Origin of the sequence: Burkholderia sp. Cy-637, assembly GCF_011753175.1 — a bacterium.
In the GTDB taxonomy this organism is placed as follows: Bacteria; Pseudomonadota; Gammaproteobacteria; order Burkholderiales; family Burkholderiaceae; genus Burkholderia; species Burkholderia gladioli.
Genome location: NZ_VWWC01000039.1, coordinates 1 through 11554, shown reverse-complemented (window position 1 = coordinate 11554; position 11554 = coordinate 1). Strand labels below are relative to the sequence as shown.

General features: G+C 68.8%; 12 protein-coding genes. 5 read left to right on the top strand and 7 right to left on the bottom strand.

Annotated elements, in window-relative coordinates; all coding sequences use genetic code 11:
- Positions 1 to 16: 16 nt before the first annotated feature.
- On the top strand, positions 17 to 1024 hold the full coding sequence (locus F3J10_RS13545; RefSeq protein WP_025100363.1) for a GlxA family transcriptional regulator: 1008 nt from the start codon (positions 17 to 19) through the stop codon (positions 1022 to 1024).
- Positions 1025 to 1092: 68 nt separating this feature from the next.
- Positions 1093 to 2043, top strand: coding sequence for a choline ABC transporter substrate-binding protein (locus F3J10_RS13540; protein ID WP_025100364.1), 951 nt, complete (start codon positions 1093 to 1095; stop codon positions 2041 to 2043).
- Positions 2044 to 2153: 110 nt separating this feature from the next.
- Here F3J10_RS13540 and F3J10_RS13535 read toward each other — a convergent pair whose 3' ends face one another.
- Complete coding sequence (locus tag F3J10_RS13535; protein WP_025100365.1) at positions 2154 to 2846, bottom strand: aspartyl/asparaginyl beta-hydroxylase domain-containing protein; 693 nt, start codon at positions 2844 to 2846, stop codon at positions 2154 to 2156.
- A gap of 250 nt (positions 2847 to 3096) precedes the next feature.
- Positions 3097 to 3549: a MarR family winged helix-turn-helix transcriptional regulator gene (locus F3J10_RS13530; protein ID WP_025100366.1), complete on the bottom strand. Its 453-nt coding sequence runs from the start codon at positions 3547 to 3549 to the stop codon at positions 3097 to 3099.
- Positions 3550 to 3621: 72 nt separating this feature from the next.
- Between F3J10_RS13530 and F3J10_RS13525 the strand changes: the two genes are divergently transcribed.
- The 3 genes from F3J10_RS13525 to F3J10_RS13515 all read left to right on the top strand — a co-directional run bounded on the left by F3J10_RS13525 (position 3622) and on the right by F3J10_RS13515 (position 6903).
- Positions 3622 to 5325, top strand: coding sequence for an MFS transporter (locus F3J10_RS13525; protein ID WP_240155574.1), 1704 nt, complete (start codon positions 3622 to 3624; stop codon positions 5323 to 5325).
- 78 nt (positions 5326 to 5403) lie between these two features.
- Positions 5404 to 6180 (top strand): hypothetical protein, encoded by a 777-nt coding sequence (locus tag F3J10_RS13520; RefSeq protein WP_166913234.1) that lies wholly within the window; start codon positions 5404 to 5406, stop codon positions 6178 to 6180.
- A 12-nt stretch (positions 6181 to 6192) separates the two neighbouring features.
- Positions 6193 to 6903, top strand: coding sequence for a GNAT family N-acetyltransferase (locus F3J10_RS13515; protein WP_025100369.1), 711 nt, complete (start codon positions 6193 to 6195; stop codon positions 6901 to 6903).
- Positions 6904 to 7039: 136 nt separating this feature from the next.
- Here F3J10_RS13515 and denD read toward each other — a convergent pair whose 3' ends face one another.
- The 5 genes from denD to F3J10_RS13490 all read right to left on the bottom strand — a co-directional run.
- Positions 7040 to 8011 carry a D-erythronate dehydrogenase gene (gene denD / locus F3J10_RS13510; RefSeq protein WP_046580474.1) on the bottom strand — a complete coding sequence of 324 codons (972 nt, stop codon included), beginning with the start codon at positions 8009 to 8011 and terminating at the stop codon, positions 7040 to 7042.
- A gap of 21 nt (positions 8012 to 8032) precedes the next feature.
- Positions 8033 to 8809 carry a 2-oxo-tetronate isomerase gene (gene otnI / locus F3J10_RS13505; RefSeq protein WP_166913233.1) on the bottom strand — a complete coding sequence of 259 codons (777 nt, stop codon included), beginning with the start codon at positions 8807 to 8809 and terminating at the stop codon, positions 8033 to 8035.
- 78 nt (positions 8810 to 8887) lie between these two features.
- The gene (locus F3J10_RS13500; RefSeq protein WP_167232400.1) at positions 8888 to 10210 is read right to left on the bottom strand and encodes an MFS transporter; all 1323 of its coding nucleotides are present in this window, start codon (positions 10208 to 10210) and stop codon (positions 8888 to 8890) included.
- Between the two features lie 125 nt (positions 10211 to 10335).
- The gene (locus F3J10_RS13495) at positions 10336 to 10974 is read right to left on the bottom strand and encodes an aldolase (protein WP_167242296.1); all 639 of its coding nucleotides are present in this window, start codon (positions 10972 to 10974) and stop codon (positions 10336 to 10338) included.
- Positions 10971 to 11554: nucleotide-binding domain containing protein (locus tag F3J10_RS13490; protein WP_275691698.1), on the bottom strand; the 584-nt coding region annotated here is incomplete at its 5' end. The genes F3J10_RS13495 and F3J10_RS13490, both read right to left, overlap by 4 nt.

Genomic DNA, 11554 nt, shown 5'->3' with positions numbered 1-11554 from the left:
TTGCCGGAGAGCGACCGTGAGCCTTGCCGTCGACACCGTTCCCGTCGCCCGCGCGACCTCCGCCCAGTCGCTCGCGCATTTCGGTTTCCTGACCTTGCCGCATTTCTCGATGATCGCCTTCAGCAGCGCCGTCGAGGTGCTGCGCATGGCCAACTACGTGGGCCGCGCCGAGCATTACCGCTGGTCGATCCACTCGCTCGACGGCGGGCCGGTGCAGGCCAGCAACGGCATCGCCGTGCGTCCCACCGAGGCGCTGGACCTGGACGGCCCGCTGCCCGACGTGATGATCGTGTGCGGCGGGATCCGCATCCGCGAGGTGGTCGACGCGCGCACCCGCGAGGCGCTGGCGGGCCTGGCCGCGCGCGGGCTGCCGCTGGGCGGGATCTGCACCGGCGCCTACGCGCTGATGTCGGCGGGCCTGCTCGACGATTACCGCTGCACCGTGCACTGGGAGAATCTCTCGGCGCTGCATGGCGAATTCCCCCAGGTGCGCTTCGCCGACGAGCTGTTCGTGGTCGATCGCGACCGGCTCACCTGCACCGGCGGCACCGCGCCGCTCGACCTGATGCTGAACCTGGTGGGCGCGCGGCTCGGCCAGCACCTGGCCGCCCAGGTATCCGAACAGTTCATCCTGGAGCGCATCCGCGGCGCCGGCGATCCGCAGCCGATCCCGGTCGATGCGCGCGTCGGCTTCTCGCGCGCCGAGCTGGTGGAGGTGGTGCGGCTGATGGAGGCCAATATCGAGGAACCGCTCTCGCTCGACGAACTGGCGCGCCTGGTGCGGCTCTCGCAGCGCCATCTGCAGCGCATGTTCAAGGTCTACCTGAACGTCTCGCCCACCCACTATTACCTGACGTTGCGCCTGAAGCGCGCGCGCGACCTGCTGCGCACCACCGATGCATCGATCGCGCGCGTCACGACGATCTGCGGTTTCCATTCGCCCTGCCATTTCAGCAAGGCCTATCGCGCGCAGTTCGGCCACGCGCCGAGCTACGAGCGCCGGGCCACGCCGACGCGCCAGTGAGGGCTTGGCGCACGCCCGCTTGCCTATGAATCGAACGACGTGTTGAACCCAGCTGAGGAGAGAAGAAGATGAAACGATTCCTGATCACGGCGGCCTGCGGGCTCGGGATGGCCGTGGCACCCTGGACGGCGGCGCAGGCGGCCGACCCGCAAGCCTGCAAGAGCGTGCGTTTCGCCGATGTCGGCTGGAGCGACATCGCGGCCACCACCGGCCTGGCCTCGGCCATGCTGGCCGGGCTCGGCTACACGCCGACCAAGACCATCGCCTCGGTGCCGATCACCTTCGCCGGGATCAAGAGCAAGCAGATCGACGTGTTCCTCGGCTACTGGTCGCCGACCATGGACCCGATCATCGCGCCGTTCACCAAGGCCGGCACCATCAAGGTGCTGGCCACGCCGAACCTGACCGGCGCGAAGTACACGCTGGCGGTGCCGGACTATGTCTACCAGGGGGGGCTTAAGTCCTTCGCCGACATCCAGAAGTTCGCCGACAAGCTCAACGGCAAGATCTACGGCATCGAACCCGGCAACGACGGCAATGCGCTGATCAAGAAGATGATCGACGGCAACCAGTACGGGCTCGGCAAGTTCAAGCTGGTGGAGTCGAGCGAGGCGGGCATGCTGGTGGAGGTCAATCGTGCGATCCGCGACAAGCAGTGGATCGTGTTCCTCGGCTGGGAACCGCATCCGATGAACGTGCAGTTCAAGATGGACTACCTGACCGGCGGCGACGACGTGTTCGGCCCGAACTACGGCGAGGCCCGCGTGCTGACCGCGACGCCGCCCGACTACGCGGCGCGCTGCCCGAACGTGGCGAAGTTCGTCTCGAACCTGCAGTTCAGCACCGAGATCGAGAACCATGTGATGGTGCCGATCATGAACAAGGAAGATCCGAACAAGGCCGCCGCGGCGTGGCTCAAGCAGAATCCGCAGCAGCTCGACAAGTGGCTGGCCGGCGTGACGACCTTCGACGGCAAGCCGGGCCTGCCGGCGGTGAAGACCTACCTGGGCATCCACTGAGGTCGTAGCGGCGTCTGCGTGACGTGAACGAGAAGGCCGGCCCCTCGGGGCCGGCCTTCTCGTTCGCGGCGGGCGCGAAAGGGGTGGCAAGAAAGTGGCGGGCGGCGCCTTCAGACCGGGATCGAGCCGCCGCGCAGGCGGATGCCGAGCCGGATCAACTGGATGATGCCGGCCGACAGCAGCCGCAGGCCAGTGGGCAGGTCGCGGCGGCGGATGTCGAGCAGCAGCACGATGCGCACCTCGTCGCTGTCGTTCCAGACCTCGTGCACGAAGGTGTCGTCCCACAGCAGGAACTGGCCGTCGTCGAGACGATGCTCGCGGCCGTCGATCTTCAGCACCGCGGCGGCCGAGCCGTCCTCGCGCTTCGGCATCGACAGCACCAGGTAGCCGCGCAGCACGCCGCGGAACGGCCCGCGATGCGGCGGGATGTGCTTGCCGGGCGCGAGGAAGGATAGCGAGGCCGACAGCACGTCGGGCGAGGCGTCGACGATCTCGCTCAGCGCCGGGCAGCGCACGCGGTTCTTCTCGAAGCGCACGCCGTAGGCCTGCATGATGAACATGCGCCAGTCGCGTGCGTCGTTGTCCGAAATATCAGCCTGCTCGCGCATGATCTCGTGGAAGCGCGGGATGCGCGGCAGGTCGCGCGCCACCGCCAGCGCCTCGGCGCGGATCGTCTGCCAGGCGGCGGTGAAGCGCCGCGCGTCCGGGAACAGCGCCGCCGTGTCGAGCACGGCGGCGCTGCGGATCTTGCGGTCGTAAAGGTGGCGCAAGGTGCGGGCGCCGAAATCGTAGAGAGCGGCCATGATGGGTTTCGATTGGCCCGCCGGGTTTTCGGTTCGCCTTGCAGCGCGAAAGCTTACGACCCTGAATGCGAGCGTTGATCGATCATCCCAGATATGGTTTACGCCTAGCTAGCTGAGCTGTAACAATCTGTGTCAAACGAGCGTCCGGTAATAATGCGTGACGCTTCGATGCGCGACGGCTTTTTGTCTGATGTGAAGCGTCGCTTTCAACCGCTTTCAACCACGTTCCGACGCGCCCGTCATGCCGGCGCTAGGCGGCGCCTGCCTCGTCGAAACTGCCGGAAGCCAGATGATCGAGCAGGGCCAGCAGGTCCTGGGTCTCCTGCTTGCCGAGAAACGCCTCGAAGCGCTGCTGCACCGGTTTCCACAGCCGCCTGGCATGCCGCAGCCGCTCGCGGCCTTCCGGTGTCAGCGAGATCAGCCGGCGGCGATTGTCTTCGGGATCCTTGTCGAGAGTGATCCAGCCATCGCGGATCAGCGGCTTGAGCGTGTGCCCGAGCGCGGAAAGATCCATCACGACCTCGGCGGCCAGCTCGCTTTGGGTGGGAGCGCCCAGCCGTTGGACCGCGCGCAGCAGGTTGTACTGGGCGGCATTGATGCCGGCCGGCTCCAGGGCCTGGTCGTATTGCTGGCTGATGCCGCGAGTCGCGCGCCGGAGCGCTCCGTAACTGCAGACGCTGGGGTTCAGCGGCCGGACGTTCATGGATCGGCTCCTGTTCGATGCACGCATGCCGCGTGGCGGCTCGGGACGAGCGCCGGCCTGCGTCGGCGCATTATGGCATATGCCAGTCATTCGATCCGGCATCGCGAGCGGCAGGGCAGGGAAACATGGGCACCCGCTTGCACGATAAGATGGTATATGCCAGTATTCGGCAACGCCGGATCGCCGGCAACCGATGACTCAATCCGCAGTGAAGCCGGGCGATGGCCCAGGCCGTGGCCCATGAACAGAAAACTTCTCCTCCTGCTTTGCGTGTCGGTGCCGTCCTTCATGATCAACCTGGACGCCAACATCGTCGCGGTGTCGCTGTCCTCCATCGCGAAGTCGCTGCATGCGGATTTCTCGGCGATCGAGTGGGTGATCTCCTCCTACACGCTGGCGTTCGCGAGCCTGTTGATGCCGGCCGGCGCGCTGGCGGACCGCTTCGGGCGCAAGCGGATCCTGATCATCGGCCTGTCGATCTTCACGCTGGCCTCGTTCTTTTGCGGCGCCGCGTCGGTATCGATCGTCCTCAATCTCGCGCGCGCGATGCAGGGCGTGGGTGCCGCCCTGTTGCTGAGCGCGGCGCTCGCGGTGCTCTCGCATGCCTTCCACGGCAAGGAGCGGGCCAAGGCCTTCGCGTTCTGGGGATCGGTGATCGGGGTCGCGGTCATGATGGGGCCGGTCGTCGGCGGCTTGATCACGCAATTGCTGGGATGGCGCTGGGCCTTCTACGTCAACCTGCCGATCGGCGTCGCGATGATCGCGCTGACGGCCTGGACGGTGAGCGAGTCGAAGGATCCCGGCGCCAGCAAGCTCGACGGGATGGGCGTGCTGCTGTTCAGCGGCTTCCTCGGCTTGCTCACCTGGGGGCTGATTTCCGGCAACCGGGAGGGCTGGGGCGATGTTTCCGTGCTGCTGCGCATCGGCGTCGCCCTGGTCCTGTTCGTCGCCTTCGTCCTGGTGGAACTGCGGGAGAAGCGGCCGATGGTCGAGCTCGCCTATTTCGCGAAGAAAACCTATCTCGGCGCGAGCGTGGCCGGCATCGCCTATCCCGTGGCATTCCTGACGATGCTGACCTACCTGCCGTTCTTCTTCCAGACGGCGCTGCATCGCTCCCCGCTCGAGGCGGGCCTGCTGATGCTGCCGCTCGCGGTTCCGCTGTTCGCGGTGCCGCGCGTGGTGTCGGTCCATCTCGAGCATCGCTTGTCCGGGCGTGCGCTGCTTTCCATCGGCCTGGTGCTGGTGGCGGCCGGGCTGGCGGTCGCGTCGGTGACGGTGCAACTCCTCAGTTATGCCGCCGTGGTGGTGCCGATGTTCGTCGCTTCGCTGGGCGGCGGCATCCTCAACGGCCAGGTCGCGAAGGTCAGCATGACGGTGATCCCCGTCGAGCGCGCCGGCATGGCCTCGGGCGTCGCCGGCACCTTGCGCTTCAGCGGCCTCGTGCTGGGATTCGCCGCGCTCGGCGCCGTGCTCGTCGATCGCATCGCCGCGGACGTCCAGCTGCATTACCCGTTGCTGGACGCGGGCCGGCAATTGGCCATGACGCGCCTGATCCTCGACGGCCATCTCGGCGACGCCGCCTCGCTGGCGGGGGCACGGGACGGCGTCGCGCCGATGCTGGAGGCCAGCCTTGCCCAGGGATACACGGGGCTGCTGGCGGTCGCGTCCGCGCTGGCCTTTCTTGCCGCGGCCCTGTGCTGGCGGCTGGTCGATCCGCTCGAAACCCGTCCCCTGAGCAACGCCGCGCCGGTGGCCGTCCAGGCGCTGCCGGAGTGAGGCGGGCGCGCCGCGAGCGCGCTGCCCTCGATCGATGCGCCGGGCCGGGCCATCCATGCCTCGTACAAGGACAATGCCATGCAGGATCATCAGGAAACCGGCAGCCAGGCTGCCCCTCGTCAAGCGGATGCCGGCCCGGGAACCGCGAATCCGGAATCGGTTTCGCGCCGCAAGGCGATCGCCGGGCTCGGCTTCTTCGGCGCGGCGATGGCGGCCCTGGCCGGCAACCGCGCCTGGGGGCACGACACCGTGCAGGGCAGCTTCGGCAACGAGGCGCTGGCCTTGCCGCCCGGCCCGGCCCGAAGCGAGATGGACGAGGAGGAGCGGGCGATCAAGATTGCGCGCGCGATGCAGGCCGGCCCTTCGCAGATCACTCGCGATGCCACCGTGGCCGAGATGGACATGCACGGCAACATGTCGAGGATCCTGCGCCAGGGCAGCAACGGCTGGGTCTGCACGCCGGGCAACGAGAACCGGATCGGGGATCCGCCGATGTGCGTGGACCGGGTCGGCATGCAGTGGTTCAAGGATATTCACGACCGCAAGCCGCGCCCGTCCATCACCACGCCGGGGCTTTGCTATATGCTCTGCGGGGCGACCCAGCACAGCAATAGCGATGCCCTGGACACCACCAGCCCCGCGATTCCGATCGGGCCGCACTGGATGGTGCTCTGGCCGTTCGATGCCGCGCATTGCGGGCTGCCCACCGACGTGCGCGACGCGGGCGCCTGGATCATGTTCGCGGGCACGCCCTATGCCTACCTGCACGTCTGCGGTTCGCCCTGGGTGGGCAACTCGTACGCGCCGGGGGATCGCGCCGTGTGGACCATGCGCTACGTGAAATCCAATGATTGAGGAGCCGCCGGCATGCCGGAATCGATCGTCGAGCAGGGCGAAGGCGCGCATGCGCTGGACACCCTGATATGGAATGCCCTGTCCACGCGGCAGGCCGAATTCGCGGTGCCGGGCGAGCGCGTGCTGCGTTTCCAGCCCGAGGTCGCGCCGTTTGCCGCGCTGGCCGACCTCACGCCCGCATCGTTCGGCGCCTTGCGCGAGTCGATCGAACGATACGGGCCCGCCGCGCTGGTGACGGTCGACGAGATCGAGCCGCCTGAGGGCTTCGACGTGCAGCGGCGCGCGACGCTGATCCAGATGGTCGCCGAGCGCGAACCCGAACCCGTCGCGCTCGAGCACGTGCGGCTCGAGGCCGGCGACGTGCCGGACATGCTGGCACTGACCGCCGCGACCCAGCCGGGGCCGTTCGGGCCGCGCACCATCGAGCTGGGCCGCTACCTCGGCGTGCGCCGGCAGGGAAGGCTGGCGGCGATGGCCGGCGAACGCCTCAGGATCGACGGCTATGCCGAGATCAGCGCGGTCTGCGTCGATCCCGCGTTTCGCGGGCAAGGCCTGGCGGCCGGCTTGATGCGGCTGCTGATGGCGGCGATGCGCGCGCGCGGCGAGATCCCGTTCCTGCACGCGGTGGCGTCGAACCAGAATGCGATTGCGATCTATCGTGGGATGGGTTTCGTCGTGCGGCGCGAGTTGCATCTGCTGGTGCTGGGCGGGGCCGGAGCCTGATTGCCCGGCCGGTTCGTCCAGGCTCACGCGGCGCGACCCATGGGTGGTCGCGCCCTCCTGCCGTCGAGCAGGCCGGCTTCGGCAAGCGCGACTCCGCCCTGAGCCCTGACACGTGGCGGCGATTCGCCGGCGAGACTCAGTGCAGCTCGTCCTCGATATGCGCGCGAATCACGTCGGCGAACGAAGCGTCGCCAACCAAGCCCAGCGATTCGGCGCGCGAGGTATCCCAGCGCCCCGGCCAACTGCCGACGATGGCCACCACGCGCGGGTCGATCTCGTGGCGGATCCGGGCCACCGGCGCGTCGCCGGCCACTTCGCGCAGCGCCTCGATCATCTCGCCCACGCTCACCGAGATCCCCGGCAGGTTGATCACGCGGCGCTTGCCGAGCCGTTCGCCGTCGAGCTCCAGCCCGGCCACCAGCGCGTCGATCGCGCGGCGCGGCGAGAGCAGCCAGAGCCGCGTGTCGAGCGGCACCGGGCAGACGGCGTCCTCGCCGTTCAGCGGTTCGCGGATGATGCCGCTGGCGAACGAGGAGGCCGCCGCGTTCGGGCGCCCCGGGCGCACGCTGATGGTCGGCAGGCGCAGCACGCGCCCGTCGACGAAGCCGCGCCGCGCGTAGTCGCCCAGCAGCAGCTCGGCGATCGCCTTCTGCGCGCCGTAGGAGGATTGCGGGTTGAGCGCGGTCTCGTCGAGCACCACCTCGGGCAGCTCGCCGCCATAGACCGCCACCGAGCTGGTGAACAGCACGCGCGGCCGGTGGCCGAGCGCGCGGCAGACTTCCAGCAGCGAGCGCGAGGCGTCGAGATTGATGCGCATGCCGAGCTCGAAATCGGCCTCGGCCTGGCCGCTGACGATCGCGGCCAGGTGGAAGATCGCGCCGGTTTGCGTATCGATCGCGCGCTCCAGCACGGCGCGATCGGCGATATCGCCGACCAGGGTCTTGACGCGCGCATCGCTGAAGCCGCTCGCCTCCACCACGTCGAGCAGCAGCAGTTCGTCGATGCGCTCGGGCGCGCCGTTCGGGCCGGCCAGTTCGCCGCGCGCCAGCAGTTGGGTGGCCAGGCGCCGGCCGAGGAAACCGGCGCCGCCGGTGATCAGGACTTTCATGGAGGTGTCGTTCGCGTGAGGTTACAGGTAGGGGCGCAGCCAGCCGAGCCCTTCGGAGGTGCCGGCTCTCGGGCGGTATTCGCAGCCGATCCAGCCGTCGTAGCCGAGCGTGTCGATCAGCTCGAACAGGTAGGGGTAGTTCAGCTCGCCCAGGTCCGGCTCGTGGCGCTCGGGCACGCCGGCGACCTGGATATGGCCGATGCCGGCGAAATCGCGCTTGAGCTTCATGGCGATGTCGCCCTCGACGATCTGGCAGTGGTAGCAATCGAACTGCACGCGCAGGTTCGGCGCGCCCACCTCGCGGCAGATCGCCTGCGCATCGTCCTGGCGGTTCAGGAAGTAGCCGGGCATGTCGCGCGTGTTGATCGGCTCGATCACCACCAGGATGCCGGCCGCGCGCGCGGCCTCGGCGGCATGCGCGAGATTGCGCAGATAGACCTCGCGATGGCGCGCGCGATCGGCGCCGGCCGGCAGCAGCCCGGCCATCACGTGCAGCTTGTCGTTGCCGAGCACGCGCGCGTAGTCGAGCGCGGTGTCGAAGGCGCGGCGGAATTCGTCCTCGCGGCCCGGCAGCGAGGCGAAGCCGCGCTCGCCGGCCGCCCAGTCGCCCGGCGGCGCGTTGAACAGCGCCTGCACGAGGCCGGCGTCGGCCAGGCGCGCCTTCAGCTCGTCGGCGGCGAAGTCGTAGGGGAACAGGTACTCGACGGCCCGGAACCCGTCGCGCGCCGCGGCGGCGAAGCGCTCGAGGAACGGGTGCTCGGTGTACATCATCGAAAGATTCGCGGCGAAGCGTGGCATGGCGGCGGTTCCGTCAGGAGAGTGGAGCGGCGCCGGGCGCTGCCCGTGTCGACACGAGCAGCGCGCGGCGGCGAAAAATCAGCGGTTCACGAGTTTCGCGGGCGTCAGCCACACGGCGATCGAGCCGATCACCAGCATGCCGGCCAGCATGTACATGCCCGAGGCGGTGCTGTGCGTGGCATCGCGCAGGTAGCCGATCACATAGGGGCTCGCGAAACCCGCGAGGTTGCCGACCGAGTTGATGATGGCGATCCCGGCGGCCGCGGCGCCGCCGGCCATGAAGGCGGTCGGCAGCGACCAGAACAGCGGCGCGCAGGTCAGCACGCCGCCCGCCGCGATCGACAGGAACAGGATCGACACGGCGGTATTGTGCGGGAACATGGCCGCCACCGCGAAACCCACGGTGCCCATGGTGGCCGGGATGATCAGGTGCCAGCGGCGCTCGCGGCGCTTGTCCGAACTGTGGCCGAACAGGTTCATCACCACGATCGCGACCAGGAAGGGGATCGCCGAGAGCAGGCCGATCGTGAAGTTGTCCTGGATGCCGGTGGACTTGACCAGGGTCGGCATCCAGAAGGTCAGGCCATATTGGCCCGTCACGAAGGTGAAGTAGATCAGCGACATCCACCACATGCGCGGATCGGCGAACACGGTGCGCAGCGAATGCTTCTCCTTCGATTTCAGGTGCGGCTGCGCGTCGATCTCGTCCTGCAGCAGCTGCTTCTCGCGCTGACTGAGCCATTTGGCCTGGGCGATGCCGTTGTCGAGGTAGAGCAGGGTCGCGATCCCCACCAGCACGGCCGGTACCGCCTCGATCATGAACATCCATTGCCAGCCGTGGAAACCCGCGCCGCCCTGGAATTTCGACATGATCCAGCCCGACAGCGGGTTGCCGAAGATCCCCGAAACCGGGATCGCCGACATGAACACGGCGATGATCCTGGCGCGCCGGTGGGTGGGGAACCAGTAGGTCAGGTAGAGGATCACGCCGGGATAGAAACCCGCCTCAGCCAGGCCGAGCAGGAAGCGCAGCACGTAGAACTGGGTGGGAGTCCTCACGAATGCGAACGCGGCGGAAAGCAGGCCCCAGGTGATCATGATCCGCGCGATCCAGATCTTCGCGCCGATGCGGTGCATCAGCAGGTTGCTGGGCAGTTCGAACAGGAAGTAGCCGACGAAGAAGATCCCCGCGCCGAGCCCGAACACGGTCTCGCTGAAGGCCAGGTCCTGCGACATCTGCAGCTTGGCGAAGCCGACGTTGACGCGGTCGAGGTAGGCGACCACGTAGCAGAGCATCAGGAACGGCACGATGCGCCAGAACACCTTCTTGTAGGTGGCGTCGAGTTCGGCCGGGCCGGCCTGGGCGGTGGCGGGAGTCGCCGTGGCTTGATACGGGGTCATGCTTGTCTCCAGGTGGTGGCGCGCGCGATTCGTTTCGCGCGTCGTCGATGCGCGTGGCCGCCGTTTGTCACGCCGCCACGCCGTCGCGGCTCCGGCGCGAGGCGGGAGCCGCGCCATGCCTTGTCCTACCAGCGCGTGCCGAACACGGCGCCCAGCTCGTCGAGCGCGGTCGCGTCGAGCGGCGCCGGCTTCGGGTCGGTCATCAGCCACAGCCGCGCGGTTTCCTCCAGCTCCTCGAGCACGGCCGAAGCCTGCTCGACGCTCGGCGCCCAGACCACCGGGCCGAGCCGTTCGAGCAGCACGCCGCGCACGCGATCGGCCAGCGCCGCGACCTCGGCCGCCACGGCCGGGTCGCCGGGGCGCCGGTAGCGGATCAGCGGGATATGGCCGACCTTCATCACGTAGTAGGGCGTGATGGGCGGCAGCACGTCGTCGGCTTGCCAGACGCCGGCCAGGGTCAGCGCCACCAGGTGGGTGGAATGGGTGTGGACGATGCCGCGCGATGCGGGGCTGCGCTGGTAGATGCCGCGATGCAGGGCCAGCGTCTTCGAGGCCTTGTCGCCCGAGACCTGCTGGCCGGCCAGGTCCACCTTGGCGATGCGGGCCGGGTCGAGCCGGCCCAGGCAGGCGTCGGTGGGCGTGATCAGCCAGCCGTCGTCGAGCCGCGCGCTGATGTTGCCGGCGGTGCCGACCGCGTGGCCGCGCGCGTAGAGGCTGGCGCCGACCGCGCAGATGGTCTCGCGCAGGGTGTTTTCCATGCTCATCCGAGGGTCTCCAGTTGCGCGAGCGCCTTGGCGAAGAAGTCGACGGCGCCGAAATTGCCCGACTTCAGCGCCAGTGCGAGCCCGCCGTCGAGCGTCGCCGTGGCCGGCACGCCGGGGTCGATCTGCGCGCCGATCTGCAGCGCGCGCACGCCGAGCGCCTGCACGACAGCGCCCGAGGTTTCGCCGCCGGCCACCACGAAGCGGCGCACGCCGCACGCCTGCAGGCCGGCGGCGATCTCGGCGAGGGTGCGTTCGACCAGCGCGCCGGCGGCTTCCACGCCGAGCTGCTGCTGGATCGCCTTGACCTGGTCGGGCGTGGCGGTGGCGTAGATCAGCACGGGCGCGGGCAGATGCTGTTCGGCGAAGGCGAGCGCCTGGGCGGCTACCGGCTCGCCGCGCGCGGCGGCCAGCGGATCGATGCGGAACGCGGGACGGCCCTGCGTGTCGCGCCATTCGGCGACCTGCGCGTTGGTGGCCCGGGAGGCGCTGCCGGCCAGCACCACGGCCTGGCCGTCCACCCTGGGCAGCGCGGCCGCGTTGCCGCGCTCGGGCAGCAGGCCGGCGCGGCGGAAGTTGGCGG

Excerpts from the sequence above, each read along its gene's own strand:
- F3J10_RS13540 (WP_025100364.1), top strand. The coding sequence starts at position 1,093 with ATGAAACGATTCCTGATCACGGCGGCCTGCGGGCTCGGGATGGCCGTG.
- F3J10_RS13535 (WP_025100365.1), bottom strand. The coding sequence starts at position 2,846 with ATGGCCGCTCTCTACGATTTCGGCGCCCGCACCTTGCGCCACCTTTAC.
- F3J10_RS13530 (WP_025100366.1), bottom strand. The coding sequence starts at position 3,549 with ATGAACGTCCGGCCGCTGAACCCCAGCGTCTGCAGTTACGGAGCGCTC.
- F3J10_RS13525 (WP_240155574.1), top strand. The coding sequence starts at position 3,622 with ATGGCATATGCCAGTCATTCGATCCGGCATCGCGAGCGGCAGGGCAGG.
- F3J10_RS13520 (WP_166913234.1), top strand. The coding sequence starts at position 5,404 with ATGCAGGATCATCAGGAAACCGGCAGCCAGGCTGCCCCTCGTCAAGCG.
- F3J10_RS13515 (WP_025100369.1), top strand. The coding sequence starts at position 6,193 with ATGCCGGAATCGATCGTCGAGCAGGGCGAAGGCGCGCATGCGCTGGAC.
- denD (WP_046580474.1), bottom strand. The coding sequence starts at position 8,011 with ATGAAAGTCCTGATCACCGGCGGCGCCGGTTTCCTCGGCCGGCGCCTG.
- otnI (WP_166913233.1), bottom strand. The coding sequence starts at position 8,809 with ATGCCACGCTTCGCCGCGAATCTTTCGATGATGTACACCGAGCACCCG.
- F3J10_RS13500 (WP_167232400.1), bottom strand. The coding sequence starts at position 10,210 with ATGACCCCGTATCAAGCCACGGCGACTCCCGCCACCGCCCAGGCCGGC.
- F3J10_RS13495 (WP_167242296.1), bottom strand. The coding sequence starts at position 10,974 with ATGAGCATGGAAAACACCCTGCGCGAGACCATCTGCGCGGTCGGCGCC.